This is a genomic window from Pseudomonas sp. B19125, from assembly GCF_044218855.1.
In the GTDB taxonomy this organism is placed as follows: domain Bacteria; phylum Pseudomonadota; class Gammaproteobacteria; order Pseudomonadales; family Pseudomonadaceae; genus Aquipseudomonas; species Aquipseudomonas edaphica.
This window is the reverse complement of the sequence record NZ_CP162589.1, coordinates 5,204,231-5,221,905: the sequence shown is the minus strand read 5'-3', so window position 1 is coordinate 5,221,905 and position 17,675 is coordinate 5,204,231. Positions and strand designations below refer to the sequence as shown.

12 protein-coding genes are annotated in these 17,675 nt (G+C 60.7%); 7 read left to right on the top strand and 5 right to left on the bottom strand.

Translation table 11 applies throughout. The features are described from left to right. Positions 1 to 36: 36 nt before the first annotated feature. Positions 37 to 2,778, bottom strand: a complete 2,742-nt coding sequence (gene acnA, locus AB4P96_RS23650) for an aconitate hydratase AcnA (RefSeq protein ID WP_395600138.1) — start codon at positions 2,776 to 2,778, stop codon at positions 37 to 39. 196 nt (positions 2,779 to 2,974) lie between these two features. On the opposite strand from acnA, the gene rlmM reads away from it, so the two are divergent. Then, positions 2,975 to 4,051 (top strand): 23S rRNA (cytidine(2498)-2'-O)-methyltransferase RlmM, encoded by a 1,077-nt coding sequence (gene rlmM, locus AB4P96_RS23645; RefSeq protein ID WP_017137407.1) that lies wholly within the window; start codon positions 2,975 to 2,977, stop codon positions 4,049 to 4,051. Between the two features lie 125 nt (positions 4,052 to 4,176). Further along, positions 4,177 to 4,422 carry a sulfurtransferase TusA gene (tusA, locus tag AB4P96_RS23640; protein ID WP_395600137.1) on the top strand — a complete coding sequence of 82 codons (246 nt, stop codon included), beginning with the start codon at positions 4,177 to 4,179 and terminating at the stop codon, positions 4,420 to 4,422. Here the strand turns inward: tusA and AB4P96_RS23635 are convergent. Further along, a complete protein-coding gene (locus AB4P96_RS23635) occupies positions 4,419 to 5,801 on the bottom strand; it encodes an MATE family efflux transporter (protein WP_395600136.1) in 1,383 nt (460 codons plus the stop codon). The genes tusA and AB4P96_RS23635 overlap by 4 nt on opposite strands. A 208-nt stretch (positions 5,802 to 6,009) precedes the next feature. On the opposite strand from AB4P96_RS23635, the gene pdxB reads away from it, so the two are divergent. Then, entirely contained in the window at positions 6,010 to 7,152 is a 1,143-nt protein-coding gene (pdxB, locus tag AB4P96_RS23630; protein WP_177032577.1) for a 4-phosphoerythronate dehydrogenase PdxB, read from the top strand. Between the two features lie 193 nt (positions 7,153 to 7,345). On the opposite strand, the gene AB4P96_RS23625 is transcribed toward pdxB, so the two are convergent. Further along, positions 7,346 to 7,519, bottom strand: a complete 174-nt coding sequence (locus AB4P96_RS23625; RefSeq protein WP_017137411.1) for a PA1571 family protein — start codon at positions 7,517 to 7,519, stop codon at positions 7,346 to 7,348. Between the two features lie 235 nt (positions 7,520 to 7,754). On the opposite strand from AB4P96_RS23625, the gene AB4P96_RS23620 reads away from it, so the two are divergent. Then, on the top strand, positions 7,755 to 9,542 hold the full coding sequence (locus AB4P96_RS23620; RefSeq protein ID WP_177032575.1) for an ABC transporter transmembrane domain-containing protein: 1,788 nt from the start codon (positions 7,755 to 7,757) through the stop codon (positions 9,540 to 9,542). A gap of 229 nt (positions 9,543 to 9,771) precedes the next feature. Here AB4P96_RS23620 and AB4P96_RS23615 read toward each other — a convergent pair whose 3' ends face one another. Beyond that, positions 9,772 to 11,700, bottom strand: a complete 1,929-nt coding sequence (locus AB4P96_RS23615) for a transglycosylase SLT domain-containing protein (protein ID WP_017137413.1) — start codon at positions 11,698 to 11,700, stop codon at positions 9,772 to 9,774. Between the two features lie 213 nt (positions 11,701 to 11,913). Between AB4P96_RS23615 and AB4P96_RS23610 the strand changes: the two genes are divergently transcribed. Continuing rightward, entirely contained in the window at positions 11,914 to 13,836 is a 1,923-nt protein-coding gene (locus tag AB4P96_RS23610; RefSeq protein ID WP_017137414.1) for an ATP-binding cassette domain-containing protein, read from the top strand. Between the two features lie 181 nt (positions 13,837 to 14,017). Here the strand turns inward: AB4P96_RS23610 and AB4P96_RS23605 are convergent, their stop codons facing one another. Next, positions 14,018 to 14,470: a universal stress protein gene (locus AB4P96_RS23605; RefSeq protein ID WP_099548673.1), complete on the bottom strand. Its 453-nt coding sequence runs from the start codon at positions 14,468 to 14,470 to the stop codon at positions 14,018 to 14,020. A gap of 105 nt (positions 14,471 to 14,575) precedes the next feature. On the opposite strand from AB4P96_RS23605, the gene AB4P96_RS23600 reads away from it, so the two are divergent. Both AB4P96_RS23600 and fadB read left to right on the top strand, forming a co-directional pair. Beyond that, positions 14,576 to 15,013 (top strand): hypothetical protein, encoded by a 438-nt coding sequence (locus AB4P96_RS23600; protein WP_017137416.1) that lies wholly within the window; start codon positions 14,576 to 14,578, stop codon positions 15,011 to 15,013. Between the two features lie 499 nt (positions 15,014 to 15,512). Further along, entirely contained in the window at positions 15,513 to 17,660 is a 2,148-nt protein-coding gene (gene fadB / locus AB4P96_RS23595; RefSeq protein WP_017137417.1) for a fatty acid oxidation complex subunit alpha FadB, read from the top strand. The last annotated feature ends 15 nt before the right edge of the window (positions 17,661 to 17,675 follow it).

Sequence of the window (17,675 nt, the reverse complement as noted above, 5' to 3'; positions counted from 1 at the left end):
GGCAAGCCAGCTCCCACATTTGATCTCCCGTGTTGCTTAGGACGCGATCAACTGGCGCAGCACATAGTGCAAGATGCCACCGGCCTTGAAGTATTCCACCTCATTAAGCGTATCAATCCGGCACAGCACCTCAACCTTCTCGCTGCTGCCGTCTTCGCGGGTAATCACCAGTGTCAGGTTCATCCGTGGTTCGATCTCGGCATCGGTAAGCCCAAGAATGTCGATCTTCTCCTTGCCGGTCAGCTTGAGCGCCTTGCGGTTCTGATCCAGCTTGAACTGCAACGGCAACACACCCATGCCCACCAGGTTGGAGCGGTGAATCCGTTCGAAACTCTCGGCAATCACCGCCTTGACCCCCAGCAGGTTAGTGCCCTTGGCCGCCCAGTCGCGGCTTGAGCCGGTGCCATATTCCTGGCCTGCAATCACCACCAGCGGCGTGCCCGAGGCCTGGTACTTCATGGCGGCGTCATAGATCGGCATTTTCTCGCCGGTGGGGATGTACAGCGTGTTGCCGCCTTCTTCGCCGCCGAGCATTTCGTTGCGGATACGGATGTTGGCAAAGGTGCCGCGCATCATCACTTCATGGTTGCCCCGGCGTGAGCCGTAGGAGTTGAAGTCGCGTGGCTCCACGCCTTGCTCGCGCAGGTAGCGCCCGGCGGGGCTGTCGGTCTTGATATTGCCGGCGGGGGAGATGTGGTCGGTGGTCACTGAATCGCCCAGCAGGGCCAGCACGTTGGCGTCCTTGACGTCTTCGATCACCGGCAGCGGCCCGGAAATATCGTCAAAGAACGGCGGATGCTGGATGTAGGTGGAGTCCTCCTGCCATACATAGGTCGCGGCCTGCGGCACTTCAATCGCCTGCCATTGCTCGTCGCCGGCAAACACTTCGGCATATTCCTTGTGAAACATACCGGTGCTGACCTGCGCCACCGCGTCGGCAATCTCTTTGCTGCTCGGCCAGATGTCTTTGAGGTACACCGGCTTGCCGTCCTTGCCTTCGCCCAGCGGCTCGCTGCTGATGTCGATACGCACGGTGCCCGCCAAGGCATAGGCGACCACCAACGGCGGCGAAGCCAGCCAGTTGGTTTTCACCAGTGGGTGCACGCGGCCTTCGAAGTTGCGGTTGCCCGACAGCACCGAAGCCACCGCCAGGTCGGCCTTCTGGATGGCTTTTTCGATCGGCTCAGGCAATGGCCCGGAGTTGCCGATGCAGGTGGTGCAACCGTAGCCGACCAGATCAAAGCCCAGCTTGTCGAGGTATTGGGTAAGGCCGGCCGCCTTGTAGTAATCGGTCACCACTTTGGAGCCGGGCGCCAGGGAGGTTTTCACCCACGGCTTGCTGGTCAGGCCTTTTTCCACGGCCTTTTTCGCCACCAGGCCTGCGGCCATCATCACGCTGGGGTTGGAAGTGTTGGTGCAGGAGGTAATCGCGGCGATCACCACCGCGCCGTTTTTGAGGCGATAGGTGTGGCCGTCGTACTCGTAATCGGTCTCGCCGACCAAATCCGCATTGCCCACGGCAACCCCGCCGCCGCCTTCACTTTCCAGGCGACCTTCTTCTTTGCTGGCGGGTTTGAACTGCAGGTCGAGAAAGTCCGTGAACGCCTGGCCAACATTGGGCAGTGACACACGGTCCTGCGGGCGTTTCGGCCCGGCCAGGCTGGCTTCGACACTGCCCATGTCCAGCGCCAGGGTGTCGGTGAACACCGGTTCCTGGCCGGCGTTACGCCACAGGCCCTGGGCCTTGGTGTAGGCCTCCACCAACTTGACGGTTTCTGCCGGGCGGCCCGACAGGCGCAGGTAGTCCAGCGTCACTTCATCCACCGGGAAAAAGCCGCAAGTGGCGCCGTATTCCGGGGCCATGTTGGCGATGGTAGCGCGGTCGGCCAGGGGCAGGTCGGCCAAGCCGTCGCCGTAGAACTCGACGAATTTGCCCACTACGCCTTTTTTACGCAGCATCTGGGTGACAGTCAGCACCAGGTCAGTGGCAGTAATACCTTCTTTCAATTTGCCGGTCAGCTTGAAGCCGATCACTTCCGGAATCAGCATCGACACCGGCTGGCCGAGCATCGCCGCTTCCGCTTCGATACCGCCCACGCCCCAGCCCAGTACACCCAGGCCGTTGATCATGGTGGTGTGGGAGTCGGTGCCCACCAACGTGTCGGGGAAGGCGTAAGTGCGACCGTCTTCGTCCTTGGTCCACACCGTGCGCCCCAGGTACTCAAGGTTGACCTGGTGGCAGATGCCGGTGCCCGGTGGCACCACGCTGAAGTTGTCGAACGCACTTTGGCCCCAGCGCAGGAAGGCATAGCGTTCGCCGTTGCGCTGCATCTCGATGTCGACGTTCTGTTCAAAGGCGCTGGTGCTGCCGAACTTGTCGACCATCACCGAGTGGTCAATCACCAGGTCCACGGGGGAGAGCGGGTTGATGCGCTGCGGGTCGCCACCGGCCTTGGCCACGGCGGCGCGCATGGCGGCCAGGTCGACCACGGCGGGCACACCGGTGAAGTCTTGCATCAATACGCGAGCCGGGCGGTACTGGATCTCGCGGTCGGACTGGCGCTCTTTGAGCCAGGCGGCGATGGCCTTGAGGTCGGCGCCGGTGACGGTCTTGTTGTCTTCCCAGCGCAGCAGGTTTTCCAGCAGCACCTTGAGGGACATCGGCAGCTTGTCCAGGTCACCCAGGCTCTTGGCGGCTTCGGGCAAGCTGAAGTAGTGGTAAGTCTTGTCGTCGATTTGCAGGGTTTTGAGGGTTCTCAGGCTATCTAGCGATGACATTACATGACTCCTTATGGTCCGCACGGCTACGGACCTGACGGGACGAACAGAGCTTTCAACTTAGCCCTGTTTTCATTAGCAGGCTAATAACTGGACTCTATCGTTAAGTCCAAGGTTCCGAACTCGGCTATCATGCGCGCGTTTTCATGACAGGTATTGCGATAGCGCAAGGCCGGTTGAGTCACCAGGAGAGTTGATGAACACCCTTTTTATGCACTGCCGCCCGGGTTTTGAAGGCGAAGTCTGTTCCGAGATCGCGGAACACGCCGCGCGCCTGAACGTTTCCGGCTACGCCAAGGCCAAGACCGGCAGCGCCTGCGCCGAATTTGTCTGCACCGAAGAAGACGGCGCCCAGCGCCTCATGCACGGCCAGCGCTTTGCCGAGCTGATCTTCCCAAGGCAGTGGGCGCGCGGGGTATTCATCGACCTGCCGGAAACCGACCGCATCAGCGTGATCCTCGCCCACCTGCGCGAATTCCCGGTGTGCGGCAGCCTGTGGCTGGAGATGGTCGACACCAACGACGGCAAAGAGCTGTCGAACTTCTGCAAGAAATTTGAAGTGCACCTGCGCAAAGCCTTGCTCAACGCCGGCAAGCTGGTGGACGACCCGAGCAAGCCGCGCCTGCTGTTGACCTTCAAAAGCGGTCGCGAAGTGTTCATGGGCCTGGCCGAGTCGAACAACTCGGCGATGTGGCCGATGGGCATCCCACGCCTCAAGTTCCCGCGTGACGCGCCAAGCCGTTCGACCTTGAAGCTTGAAGAGGCCTGGCACCACTTCATCCCCCGCGATCAGTGGGACGAGCGCCTGCATGGCGACATGACCGGCGTCGACCTCGGCGCCGCGCCGGGCGGCTGGACCTGGCAACTGGTCAACCGTGGCATGCTGGTGACCGCCATCGACAACGGCCCCATGGCCGAAAGCCTGATGGACACCGGCCTGGTGCAGCATTTGATGGCCGACGGTTTTACCTTCGTGCCCAAGCAGCCGGTGGACTGGATGGTTTGCGATATCGTCGAGAAACCGGCACGTAACGCCGCGCTGCTGGAAACCTGGATTGGCGAAGGGCATTGCCGCGAAGCGGTGGTGAACCTCAAACTGCCGATGAAGCAGCGTTATGCTGAGGTAAAGCGTTTGCTTGAGCGCATCGAAGACGGCTTCAAGGCTCGTGGTATTCGGGTGGAAATCGGCTGCAAGCAGCTGTATCACGACCGAGAGGAAGTGACTTGCCACCTGCGTCGGCTGGTTGATGCAAAAAAACCTAAAGGTCGCTGAAACCCAATGTGGGAGCTGGCTTGCCTGCGATAGCGGTATAACGGTTGAAATCTATGTTGAATGTGCCCCGGTCATCGCGGGCAAGCCCGCTCCCACACTGGAGCGGGCCAGTTTCAGGAGTGATTATGAGTATTGAATTGCCTATCGACGGCACCCTCGACGCCACCGGCCTCAACTGCCCGGAACCGGTGATGATGTTGCACCAGCACATCCGCGACCTGCCGCCTGGCGGCCTGCTCAAGGTGATCGCGACCGACCCGTCGACCCGTCGCGATATTCCCAAGTTCTGTGTGTTCCTTGACCACGAACTGGTGGATCAGCAGGAACAGGCCGGCAAATACCTGTACTGGATTCGCAAGAAGTCTGCTTAAACCAGGCGAATCCGCCGGCGCGCGCTGCGTGCCAGGCGGATCACCAGCATCGCCGCGGCGCAGCTCAAGCCCACGATCAGCCCTTGCCACAGCCCACTCGGCCCACTTGCTGCGCCCAGCCAATCGGTCAGCCCCAGGGCATAACCCACCGGCAACCCCACGCCCCAGTAAGCAAACAAGGTCAGCACCATGGTCACCCGTGTGTCCTGGTAGCCACGCAACGCGCCGGCTGCGGTGACCTGGATCGCGTCGGAGAACTGGAACAGCGCCGCAAACACGATCAGCATCGATGCCACGTGGATCACCCGCGGGTCAGGCGTGTAAATCGTGGCAATCTGTTCGCGAAACAGCAGCATCAGGCTGCAGGACAGGCACGCGTAGGTCAGTGCCGTGCCCATGCCGACCCCGGTGGCAAAGCGTGCTTCACGCGGCTCGCCACGGCCCAATGCCTGGCCGACCCGCACCGTGACCGCCATGCTCAGCGAATAGGGGATCATAAACACCAGCGAGCTGAAGTTCAGCGCGATCTGGTGCCCGGCCACCACGTTGGCGCCCAGGCTGCCGATCAGCAGGGCGATCACCGCAAAGATGCTCGATTCGGCAAACACCGCGATCCCGATCGGCAGGCCGATGCCCAGCACGCGCTTGATCACGGCCCATTGCGGCCAGTCGAAACGCTTGAACAACTCGCTGCTCTGGTACGCCGGTGCCCAGCGGGTCCAGGCGGCGAGGCCGAGCATCATCACCCACATCACAATGGCTGTAGCCCAGCCACAGCCCACGCCGCCCATGGCCGGCACACCGAAGTGGCCATAAATGAACACGTAGTTCAGTGGAATATTCAATGCCAGCCCGCACAGGCCCATGACCATGCTGGGGCGCGTACGGCCCAGGCCATCACTGAAGCAACGCAACACGTAATACAGGGCGATGGCGGGCATGCCGGACGCGATGCCGTGCAGGTAGGCCATGCAGGGTTTGATCAGCTCGGGGTCGACATTCATCGCGTGCAGGATCGGCTCGGCGCTGATCAGCATCAGCAGGGCAGTGATGCCCACCACCACTGCCAGCCACAGGGATTGGCGCACCAGCGGGCCAATCTCGGTGTGGTGACCGGCGCCGAAGCGCTGGGCGACTTTGGGCGTGGTGGCCAGCAGCGTGCCGGTCATCAGCAGGTATACCGGAATCCAGATCGAGTTGCCCAAGGCCACCGCCGCCAGGTCTCGCGGGCTCACGCGCCCGGCCATCACCGCATCGACAAAGCCCATGGCCGTGGTGGCGAGTTGGCCGATCATGATCGGCAGGGCCAGGGTCAGCAGGCTGCGCACCTCGCGACTGACGCGGGCGGGGCGGGAGAGGGTGGCGGTGGCGGTGTTCACGTGCGGTTGTCCAGTAAAAGAGTTGCAAAGGACGGCGAAGTCTACGCGTTGACGCTGTGGTCAGGAAAAAACCTGTGTTGCTGATTTGTAATGCGCTTTCCCGGTAGAGGATAAACCCCTGTGGGAACTGGCCCATGTGGGAGCTGGCCAGCTCCCACACTCGAACTACGCATCCCTGTACACTGCTGGTCCGCGAAAGGAGCCTGCCATGCTGATTATTGCCGACGAAAATATCCCGCTGCTCGATGCCTTTTTTGAAGGGTTTGGCGAAATTCGCCGCGTACCCGGCCGTTCCATCGACCGCGCCATGGTCGAGCAGGCCGATGTGCTGCTGGTGCGCTCGGTAACCAACGTCAATCGTGCCTTGTTGGACGGCACTCAAGTGCGCTTTGTGGGCACCTGCACCATTGGCACCGATCACCTGGACCTGGATTACTTCAAACAGGCCGGTATCACCTGGTCCAGCGCCCCGGGCTGCAATGCCCGAGGCGTGGTGGACTATGTGCTGGGCAGCTTGCAGACCCTGGCCGAGATCGAAGGCGCCGACCTGAACCAGCGCACTTATGGCATCGTCGGTGCCGGTGAAGTGGGCGGGCGCCTGGTCAAGGTGCTTAAAGGTCTGGGTTGGAACGTGCTGGTGTGCGACCCGCCGCGCCAGATTGCCGAAGACGGTGATTACGTCAGCCTGCAGCAGATTATCGAGCAGTGCGATGTGATCAGCCTGCACACGCCGCTGACCAAGTCTGGTAACGGCTCCACCTGGCACCTGTTTGATCGTGAACGCCTTGGTCGCCTCAAGCCCGGCACCTGGCTGATCAACGCCAGTCGCGGCCCTGTCGTCGATAACGCGGCCTTACGCGAAGTACTGCTGGAGCGCGAAGACCTGCAAGCCGTGCTGGACGTGTGGGAAGGCGAGCCCGAAGTGGACGTCGACCTGGCCGACCTGTGCGTGCTGGCCACACCGCATATCGCCGGCTACAGCCTCGACGGCAAACAGCGTGGCACCGCGCAGATCTACCAGGCTTTGTGCGCCCATATGGGCCAGGAACCCAGTATCCAGTTGAGTGATTTGTTGCCGCAGCCATGGCTGGCCGAGGTGCACTTGAATGCATCGACAGACCCGGCCTGGGCGCTGGCGACCTTGTGCCGCAGTGTGTACGACCCGCGCCGCGATGATGCGGATTTGCGCCGCAGCCTTGTGGGAACCGTGGAAGAGCAACGCAAGGCGTTCGACCTGCTGCGCAAGCATTACCCGGAGCGTCGCGAGATAGATGGCTTGAAGGTGCGGATCAATGGCGAGTCGGCAGTGTTGTCGAACATCGTCACTGCATTGGGCGCCATGCCTTTATAGGACTGTTACGCCTGTGGCGAGGGAGCTTGCTCCCGTTCGACTGCGCAGCAGTCGCAGGCTTTCAGGGGCGCTGCGCACTGGAGCGCCAGCCCGGCCCAGCGGGAGCAAGCTCCCTCGCCACAAAAGGCGGACCACAAAAAACAGGCATAAAAAACCCGGCCATCAAGGCCGGGTCTGAAAGAGCGTGGGCGCGTCAGCCTTGCTTGGCAGGTTTGACCAGTCGCTGTTCCAGGTCGCTGCACGCTTGCTGGATCATTTCTTCGGTAATCTGCACTTCGCGGCCCTTGGCGTCGATATACGAGCAAGGCAGGTGCTGCGGCTGGCGAATCACTTCAATTTTGGCGTCACTGCTGTTTTGCAAGGTCATGGCCTGTCTCCTCATCAGGTTGTGTGCCTAATCTAATACCTGCGCGTGACCGCGCTATTACAACTGCTTACACGATCACCGCTTCGAACGCCCAGTCCAGCAGAAACCGATACAAATTTCCACCCAGGCGTTAGACCGATAGCCTCTAGGCATCAACATCGGCGGGCATAATTAACCTGACGCATTGTTATTTAGCTAAGTTCCCCCAATGTTGGTGTACAGGTTCCTCATCGGTATGCCCGCCATGTTCTCAGTCCGTCAACGCCGTGCCATTCGCCTGGCCAGCCGCTTTATCGCGCCGTACCGCTGGCAGGCACTGGGTGCTTTGTTGGCACTCATCGTCACTGCGGGCATCACCTTGTCCATGGGGCAGGGCATTCGCCTGCTGGTGGACCAGGGGTTCATGACCCAGTCGCCGCACCTGCTCAACCAGTCCATTGGCCTGTTCATGGTGCTGGTGCTGGGCCTGGCCGTGGGTACGTTTGCGCGGTTTTACCTGGTGTCGTGGATCGGCGAACGGGTGGTGGCGGACATTCGTCGGCAAGTCTTCAATCATCTGATCTACCTGCACCCAGGCTTTTACGAGAACAACCGCAGTTCGGAAATCCAGTCGCGGCTGACCACCGACACCACGTTGCTGCAATCGGTGATCGGCTCGTCGCTGTCGCTGTTCCTGCGCAACGCCTTGATGGTGATCGGCGGCATCGTGCTGTTGTTTGTCACCAACCCCAAGCTCACCAGCATCGTGGTGGTGGCGCTGCCGCTGGTGCTTGCGCCGATCCTGATCTTCGGTCGCCGCGTGCGCAGCCTGTCGCGGCTGAGCCAGGACCGTATTGCCGATGTGGGCAGTTACGTGTCGGAGACGCTTGGCCAGATCAAGACCGTGCAGGCCTATAACCACCAGGTGCAGGACGAACAGCGCTTTGCCATCACCGTGGAAGAGGCGTTTGCCACGGCGCGTAAACGCATCGCGCAGCGCGCCTGGCTGATTACACTGGTGATCATGCTGGTGCTCGGCGCCGTGGGGGTGATGCTGTGGGTGGGCGGTATGGATGTGATCAGTGGGCGGATTTCCGGCGGTGAACTGGCGGCGTTCGTGTTTTACAGCCTGATCGTCGGCAGTGCGGTTGGCACTCTGAGCGAAGTGCTCGGTGAGCTGCAACGTGCCGCCGGTGCCGCTGAGCGGATTGGCGAACTGTTGCAGTCGAGCAATGACATCCAGGCACCCGCCGAAGGCAGCGTGCAGTTGCCGGAGCGGGTCAGCGGTCGTATGGAACTGCAAGACTTGCGTTTTTCCTACCCGTCGCGGCCGGACAGCTACGCCATCGACGGTTTGAGCCTGAGCATCAACCCCGGTGAAACCCTGGCGTTGGTCGGCCCATCCGGCGCGGGTAAATCGACGATCTTTGATTTGCTGCTGCGCTTTTACGATCCGCAGCACGGCCGCATCCTGCTTGAGGGCCACCCGCTGACCGAACTCGAGCCAATGGACCTGCGCCGTCATTTCGCGCTGGTTTCCCAGAGCCCGGCGCTGTTCTTCGGCAGCGTTGAAGAAAACATCCGTTATGGCAACCCGTCCGCCACCCGCGAACAGGTCGAAGCCGCGGCACGCATCGCCCACGCCCATGACTTCATCCTGCAAATGCCCGATGGCTACCAGACCCATCTGGGCGACGGCGGTATGGGCCTGTCCGGCGGCCAACGCCAACGCCTGGCCATCGCCCGCGCGTTGCTGGTGGATGCGCCGATCCTGCTGCTGGACGAAGCCACCAGCGCCCTGGATGCGCAGAGTGAGCACCTGATTCAGCAAGCCTTGCCGCAACTGATGCAGGGCCGCACCACGCTGGTGATTGCGCATCGGTTGGCCACGGTGAAGAACGCCGACCGGATTGCGGTGATGGACCAGGGCAAGCTGGTGGCAGTGGGTACGCATCAACAGTTGATTGCGAGTAATCCGTTGTATGCACGGTTAGCGGCGTTGCAGTTCAGTGATGGCGGTGAGGTTGTGAAAAACGAAGGCTAGCTCGATCTATGTGGCGAGCGGGCTTGCCCCGCGTTGGGCTGCGTAGCAGCCCCAAAACCTGCCGACTCGGTCTATCAGTTACACCGTGGCGGGGCTGAATAGGGAGCGCTTCGCACTCCAGCGCAGGGCAAGCCTGCTCGCCACAACAAGGCTGCTCGCCACAACAAGCCTGGTGGCCAAATGAAACCTGTTGGCCACAGCAAGCCTGCTGATCGCACTTCAGTCAGTCTTACTGATCATCAAAATACCGCTCATGCCAATCCACCAGCGGCTGCGGTGAATTGAGTTTCTGCCCGTAGATCACCGAATAAGACAGCACGTTCTGCACATACTGGCGGGTTTCGTCGAACGGGATGCTTTCCACCCACACATCGAAACTCAGGTGGTCGGCACCGCGCAGCCACTGGCGCACACGGCCAGGGCCGGCGTTGTAGGCGGCAGAGGCGAGTACGCGGTTGCCGTTGAATTGGCTGTGTACCTGGCTCAGGTAGGCGGCGCCGAGCTGGATGTTTTTGTCCGGGTCCAGCACCTGGGCCGGGGAGGCCAGTGGGATGCTGAATTTACGTGCGGTTTCTTTGGCAGTGCCGGGCATCAGTTGCATCAGGCCACTGGCGCCGACGCCGGAGCGGGCGTCGTCCATGAAGGCACTTTCCTGGCGGGTGATGGCGAACACCCAGCTTGAATGCAGGCCACGCACCTTGGCTTCGCGTACCAGCGTGTCGCGGTGTGCCATCGGGAAACGAATATCCAGATCATCCCAGTACTGCGCCTGGCTGATGGTGCGGATCGCCGGGAAGTACCACTTCATGTCGTAGGCCAGCTTGGCCTGGGCGACCATTTCATCGCGGTTGAAGTGACGGCTGACGTGGTACCACTCGCGGCGGCCATCAACAATCTGGCCGCGTGCATAGAACTCCATCGCGCGGCGCACACCGGGGGTGTTGCGCACTTTGTTGATCAACGCCTGGCTCATCACCAACGGTTTGTTTTTCAACTGGTAGGGCGCTTTGGAGCGATCAGCCGCGAGGAACCCGTAGAAATCACGTTCCTGCGCAAGATTCTTGTACAGCACCAGCGGCTGCGGGTTCTTCGGCTCGGCCAGTTCCAGGCTGCGCGCCTGCCAGTAGCGCCAGCGGTTGGTGGTGGCCAGGTCTTGCGGGAGTTTGCGGGTCAACTGGTAGGCATCTTCCCAGCGAGCCAGGCGCAACAGCAGGCGCAGGCGCCATTCGGAGACGGTGTTGTCACGCAGCTCGGGGTCGTACTTGGTCATCACGTCCAGGGCGCGTGGGTCGTAGCGGCGCGCGAGGGTCAGGCCGATTTCGCGGGCGATCGACACTTTTTCGTCACGGGAGAAGTGCATGCTGCTGGCATAGCCGTCGAGCAGGGCCATGGCCTTGTCCGGGTCCTGGCGTGCCAGGCGGCGCAGGCCCAGGCCCACAGCGTCAGACATGGCCTCGTTGGCCGGCAGGAAGCGCGACGGGTCGCTGAGCATGTCGGGCTTTTGCGCCACGTCGATCATCAAGCGGCCTTGGGCGCCAAGGGTTGGCAGGGTTTTCACCAGGCTGTTGGCCAATGCGTAGTTGCGGGCTTCGGCGGCGAGCTTGGCGCGGTCCCAGATTTTCTGTTCGGTGAGTTGGCCATCGGCGGCCCACTGGCCAAAGGTGGCGTCACAGGCGGCCGGCTGGGATTTGCCGGTCATCCAGAGTTTTTCGGTGGTCTTGTAGCCTTCGGCTTTGAGGTTGTGCGTCAGCTGGTACTGGCCATGCAGGCAGTCCAGTTCGACGAAATTGAGCTTGGCGTCGTAGTACTTTTCGAAGGTTTGCCAGTCACCACGGTCGGCCAGCCAGCGCAACCAACGCAGTTTCATCCAGTTGGCCTGGGGCAGGTCGCCGTTTTTGGCGAGGAACTGTTCGATTTCCTCGTTGCTCGCGGTTTTGAGGCGCGCGGTCAGCTCGTCGTAGGCCAGGTACGGCGTGAGCGGGTAGTCGGCCAGGGCCTGGCTGTATTGCATATACGGGCCGCTGTCGCCTTTGGCGAGGGCGCGTTTGGCTTCATCGTAATACTGACGTTGGGTGGTGAGGTCCACGGCCTGGGCGGATTGAACGGCGGTGGCGGAAAGAAGCAGACAAGATAAAAAGTTGAAAAGGCGACTGCGCATGAGACGTCCGTGCAGAGAAATCACGACTAGCACCGGCACCGCCGACACTGATTGCCCCTAGCTTAGCCTTTTGCCAGCGGCTGGCGAAAGCTTTGCCGGCCGGCTGGCAGCAGTTCACCGTAAATGTCCTACAGAACGTGTCTGTGGCAAAAATGCCGGCCGCATCCCACCCTCAAGTCAGGTAGAATGCGCGCCCAGTTTTTGGAGAAGCGTATGACCCTGCTCAAATTCAGCGATGTGTCCCTTGCTTTCGGCGCTATGCCGTTGTTGGACAAGGTGTCCTGGCAGATCGCCCGTGGTGAGCGGGTGTGCATCATCGGCCGCAACGGCACCGGCAAGTCCAGCATGATGAAGCTGGTAAAAGGCGACCAGAAGCCCGATGACGGCTCTGTATGGCGCGCGCCGGGCCTCAAGATCGGCGAATTGCCGCAGGAATTGCCGGTGGCCGACGGACGGACAGTGTTCGACGTGGTTGCCGAAGGCCTCGACGGCGTTGGCGAGTTGCTCGCGCAGTACCATCACCTGGCGCAGAACTGCGTCACCGAAGCCGACCTGGACAAGCTCATGCACGTCCAGCAAGACCTCGAAGCCCGTGACGGCTGGCGCTTGCAGCAACTGGTCGACAGCACCCTGAGCCGCCTGCAACTGCCGGCCGACAAGACCCTCGCCGAGTTGTCCGGTGGCTGGCGCCGTCGCGTGCTGCTGGCCCAGGCGCTGGTGTCCGAGCCCGACCTGCTGCTGCTCGACGAACCAACCAACCACCTGGACATCGGCGCTATCGCCTGGCTCGAAGAAGCCCTCAAGGATTTCCAGGGCGCCGTGCTGTTCATCACGCACGACCGCTCCTTCCTGCAAAACCTGGCCACGCGCATCCTCGAACTGGACCGTGGCGGCCTGATCGACTGGAACGGCGACTACGCCAGCTTCCTGGTACACAAAGAAGCCTCGCTGGCCGCTGAAGAAACCGCCAACGCGCTGTTCGACAAGAAGCTGGCCCAGGAAGAAGTCTGGATCCGCCAGGGCATCAAGGCCCGTCGCACCCGTAACGAGGGCCGTGTACGCGCCCTCAAAGCCCTGCGTGTTGAGCGCAGTGAGCGCCGCGAGCGCACCGGCAAGGCCAATATCCAGCTGGACACCGCCGACAAGTCGGGCAAGCAGGTGATGGTGCTGGAGAATGTCAGCTTCCACCACCCGGATGGCCCGTTCCTGATCAAGGACTTTTCGATGGTCCTGCAGCGCGGCGACCGTATCGGCCTGCTGGGCGCCAACGGCACCGGCAAGACCACCTTGCTCAAACTGATGCTCAATGGCCTGCAACCGACCAGCGGCACCGTGGAAGAAGGCACGCGCATCGACGTGGCCTACTTCGACCAGTTGCGCCATCAGTTGGACCTGGAAAAGACCGTGATCGACAACGTCGCCGAAGGCCGCGACTTTATCGACATCGACGGTCAGAGCCGCCACGTGCTGAGCTACCTGGGCGACTTCCTGTTCAGCCCGCAGCGTGCGCGTACGCCAGTCAAAGCCCTGTCCGGTGGTGAGCGTGCGCGCCTGCTGCTGGCCAAGCTGTTCAGCAAGCCGTCCAACCTGCTGGTACTCGACGAACCGACCAACGACCTCGACGTGGAAACCCTCGAGCTGCTGGAAGAGGTTTTGCTGACCTTCAACGGCACCGTGCTGATGGTCAGCCACGACCGGGCATTCCTCGACAACGTGGTGACCAGCACCCTGGTCTTCGAAGGTGAAGGCAAGGTGCGTGAATACGTCGGTGGTTACCAGGACTGGATCCGTCAGGGCGGCTCGCCGCGCCTGCTGGGCGTGACCGAGAGCAAGTCCGGCAAGGCCGACCTGACCTCGGCAGTCGTGGCGCCTGTGGCCGCTGCTGCTGCACCGGTTGCGGAAGCTGCACCGGCGGCCAAGAAGAAGCTCAGCTACAAGCTGCAACGCGAGCTGGAAGCCTTGCCGGGTGATATCGACGCCAAGGAACAGCAGATCGCTGCGGTAGAAGCAGACATGGCTGACGCGGGTTTCTACCTGCGCCCGGCGGCGGAAACCGCCAAGGTGATTGCTTCCCTGGAAACGTTGAACCAGGAGCTGGAAGTGCTGATGGAGCGTTGGGCTGAGCTGGATGCCTGATTGATTCGCACGCCATAAAAAAGCCCGGCGCTCATCGGTATGATCGCCGGGCTTTTTATATGAAATGCGATTCGAAATGTGGGAGCTGGCTTGCCTGCGATAGCCTCACCTCGGTCTGCCTGAAGCACCGAGGTGCCTGCATCGCAGGCAAGCCAGCTCCCACATTAGATCTTCATCGGCCTTACGCGCTTTTTACCAGCTTCACCGCCAGCACATCACACGGCGCGCCGTGCAGCACGTCATTGGCGGTAGAACCCAGCAACAACGCCAGGCCATGACGACCATGGCTGCCGACCACGATCAGGTCGCAGTTCTGCTCTTTGGCCAGGTGATGGATTTCCTGGCGCGGTTGGCCGTAGGTGAGGTGGCAGTCTTCCTTTTTCAAGTGCGGGTACTTGAGAATCAAACGGTCCAGGCGCTCTTTGGCCTGGTCAAACTGCTGTTGCTGCAACTGGGAAAGGTCCATGGGTACGTCGCCACCAAAGGCCATGGCCATGGGCTCGACGATATGCACGAGTGACAGCTTGGCGCCGTTGGCGATTGCTGAAGCCTGAGCGCGCTTGATAACCGGGTCGCACTCTTCGGTCAGATCGACCGCGACCAGGATATGTTTGTAGGAATATTCGTTGGGCATGGCGCGTTCCTCCAGGAGACTGCAATAAGTTCAGTATGGCTGGTTTCAAGCGGATGGGGTTGCGTCAGCTCAAATCCGCGCATCTAGAAATTCGGGAGTACACATATGACGGTCTGGATAGTGGTGTCAATCCTTCTGGTGGTTCTTAGCCCCCTGGCCTGGCTGCGCCCGTCGCGCCATCAGAGCGGGCGCATGGCCCTGCGCATGGAGGCGCGCCGCATCGGTTTGGCCATGCAATTGGCGCCACAGGAGTGGCCGCACTGGCTTGCGCAAGAGCCGCCGAGCCCCTGCGCGCAGTACTGCAGGCCACGGCGCGGCAGCACGCCGGCCCTGTGGAGTTATTGGCAAATGTCGCCAGGCGTATGGGTCAATCAATGGCGTGAAGTGTGTGAGGATGAAAAGTTGTTGCCGCATTTTGCGACGTTGCCGGCCAACGTCTACAAGGTCGAGGCCGACAAGCAAATGATCGCCCTGTATTGGGGCGAGAAGGGTGAGGCCAGTGTGCTGAAGGACATCGATACGCTGCTCAAGGCCCTGGCATGACGCCATTAGCGTTAAAAGACAGGCATTAAAAAGCCCGACATCATCATCGGGCTGGAGTTGGCCAGGCAGGCCGGTAATTCTGTGTTCCTCGCGCCGGGTGTTCATCACGGGGCGCTTTGCGGTTGTCGCAAGCCTAGCGGCATATCCGATTCTGTACAGCCTTTTCCCACATCTTTTTTATTATTGATTCTGTGAATATTTGAATATTGACAGGGCGCAGGCGTGGGCGTGGAGTTCTGAACTGACTGGAAAGTCGCGTTTTTCCTGGCCTTTCGAGCGATTGACAATTGCCCTGAATTGGATGAAGGTGACGTACCCAAATCAAACGGGCGTATGAATTGAGCGTTTGTCTGTCAGACGACTCATACAGAACCCCGACTAGCGCATTGGCGGGTGTGCCTGGCGGATTGGCATGAGCATTGAGGCAACTATCAATGTCCAACCAATAGGCCAGCGTCCAGTGTGTACTGTTCAGCTTCCATATCGTGGAGATCAGTTGATGATTTACGAAGGTAAAGCCATCACGGTTAAGGCTCTTGAAAGTGGCATCGTCGAACTGAAATTCGACCTCAAGGGTGAGTCCGTCAACAAGTTCAACCGTCTAACCCTGAACGAACTGCGTCAGGCCGTAGACACCATCAAAGCAGATGCTTCGGTCAAGGGCGTGATCGTCTCCAGCGGCAAGGACGTGTTTATCGTCGGCGCTGACATCACCGAATTCGTCGACAACTTCAAGCTGCCCGATGCAGAGCTTGTGGCCGGCAACCTCGAAGCCAACAAGATTTTCAGCGATTTCGAAGACCTCAACGTGCCAACCGTGGCTGCCATCAATGGCATCGCGTTGGGCGGCGGCCTGGAAATGTGCCTGGCTGCAGACTTCCGCGTCATGTCGGCCACCGCCAAAATCGGCCTGCCTGAAGTCAAACTGGGCATCTACCCAGGTTTCGGCGGCACTGTGCGTCTGCCGCGCCTGATCGGCGCTGACAACGCGATCGAGTGGATCGCCGCCGGTAAAGAAAACCGTGCCGAAGACGCGCTGAAAGTCGGTGCAGTCGATGCCGTGGTTGCCCCGGACAAACTGGCTGAAGCCGCCCTGAACCTGATCAAAGGCGCCATCAGCGGCGAATTTGACTACAAGGCCAAGCGTCAGCCGAAGCTGGAAAAACTCAAGCTCAACGCCATCGAACAAATGATGTCGTTCGAAACCGCCAAAGGTTTTGTGGCCGGCCAGGCCGGCCCGAACTACCCGGCGCCGGTTGAAGCGATCAAGACCATCCAGAAAGCTGCGAACTTCGGTCGCGACAAAGCCCTGGAAGTGGAAGCGGCAGGTTTCGTCAAACTGGCGAAAACCTCGGCAGCACAAAGCTTGATCGGCCTGTTCCTGAACGATCAGGAACTGAAGAAAAAGGCCAAGGCCTACGACGAAATCGCCCGCGACGTGAAACAGGCTGCCGTACTCGGCGCCGGTATCATGGGCGGCGGTATCGCCTATCAGTCGGCGTCCAAAGGCACGCCGATCCTGATGAAAGACATCAACGAGCACGGCATCGAGCAAGGCCTGGCAGAAGCCGCCAAGCTGCTGGTGGGCCGCGTTGATAAAGGTCGCATGACCGCCGCGAAGATGGCTGAAGTGCTTAACGGCATTCGTCCTACGCTGTCCTACGGCGATTTCGGTCACGTCGACCTGGTGGTCGAAGCCGTAGTCGAAAACCCGAAGGTCAAGCAAGCCGTACTGGCTGAAGTGGAAGCACAGGTTAAAGACGACACTATCCTGGCCTCGAACACTTCGACCATTTCCATCTCGCTGCTGGCCAAAGCCCTCAAGCGTCCGGAAAACTTCGTCGGCATGCACTTCTTCAACCCGGTACACATGATGCCGCTGGTGGAAGTGATCCGTGGCGAGAAGTCCAGCGAGTTGGCGGTTGCCACCACCGTTGCCTACGCCAAGAAAATGGGCAAGAACCCGATCGTGGTCAATGACTGCCCGGGCTTCCTGGTCAACCGCGTACTGTTCCCGTACTTCGGCGGTTTCGCCAAGCTGGTCAGCGCCGGTGTCGACTTCGTACGCATCGACAAGGTTATGGAAAAATTCGGCTGGCCAATGGGCCCGGCGTACCTGATGGACGTGGTCGGTATCGACACGGGCCACCACGGTCGTGACGTGATGGCTGAAGGCTTCCCGGACCGCATGAAAGACGACCGCCGCTCGGCGATCGACGCGCTCTACGAGGCCAAGCGCCTGGGCCAGAAAAACGGCAAAGGCTTCTACGCCTACGAGGCTGACAAGAAGGGCAAGCAGAAGAAAGTGGCCGACCCGTCGGTTCACGAAGTACTCGCGCCAGTCATCTACGAGCAGCGTGAGGTGTCCGATGAGGACATCATCAACTGGATGATGATCGCCCTGTGCCTGGAAACCGTGCGTTGCCTGGAAGACGGCATCGTTGAAACCGCCGCCGAGGCCGATATGGGCCTGGTGTACGGTATTGGTTTCCCTCCATTCCGTGGTGGTGCGCTGCGTTACATCGACTCGATCGGTGTGGCTGAGTTCGTTGCCCTGGCTGACAAATACGCTGATTTGGGCCCGCTGTACCACCCGACCGCGAAGCTGCGTGAAATGGCCAAAAACGGCCAGAGCTTCTTCGGTTAAGCGCCCAGACGACTA

Bases quoted from the DNA above. Each gene is read 5' to 3' on its own strand.
- acnA (WP_395600138.1), bottom strand. From the start codon at position 2,778: ATGTCATCGCTAGATAGCCTGAGAACCCTCAAAACCCTGCAAATCGAC.
- rlmM (WP_017137407.1), top strand. From the start codon at position 2,975: ATGAACACCCTTTTTATGCACTGCCGCCCGGGTTTTGAAGGCGAAGTC.
- tusA (WP_395600137.1), top strand. From the start codon at position 4,177: ATGAGTATTGAATTGCCTATCGACGGCACCCTCGACGCCACCGGCCTC.
- pdxB (WP_177032577.1), top strand. From the start codon at position 6,010: ATGCTGATTATTGCCGACGAAAATATCCCGCTGCTCGATGCCTTTTTT.
- AB4P96_RS23625 (WP_017137411.1), bottom strand. From the start codon at position 7,519: ATGACCTTGCAAAACAGCAGTGACGCCAAAATTGAAGTGATTCGCCAG.
- AB4P96_RS23620 (WP_177032575.1), top strand. From the start codon at position 7,755: ATGCCCGCCATGTTCTCAGTCCGTCAACGCCGTGCCATTCGCCTGGCC.
- AB4P96_RS23615 (WP_017137413.1), bottom strand. From the start codon at position 11,700: ATGCGCAGTCGCCTTTTCAACTTTTTATCTTGTCTGCTTCTTTCCGCC.
- AB4P96_RS23610 (WP_017137414.1), top strand. From the start codon at position 11,914: ATGACCCTGCTCAAATTCAGCGATGTGTCCCTTGCTTTCGGCGCTATG.
- AB4P96_RS23605 (WP_099548673.1), bottom strand. From the start codon at position 14,470: ATGCCCAACGAATATTCCTACAAACATATCCTGGTCGCGGTCGATCTG.
- AB4P96_RS23600 (WP_017137416.1), top strand. From the start codon at position 14,576: ATGACGGTCTGGATAGTGGTGTCAATCCTTCTGGTGGTTCTTAGCCCC.
- fadB (WP_017137417.1), top strand. From the start codon at position 15,513: ATGATTTACGAAGGTAAAGCCATCACGGTTAAGGCTCTTGAAAGTGGC.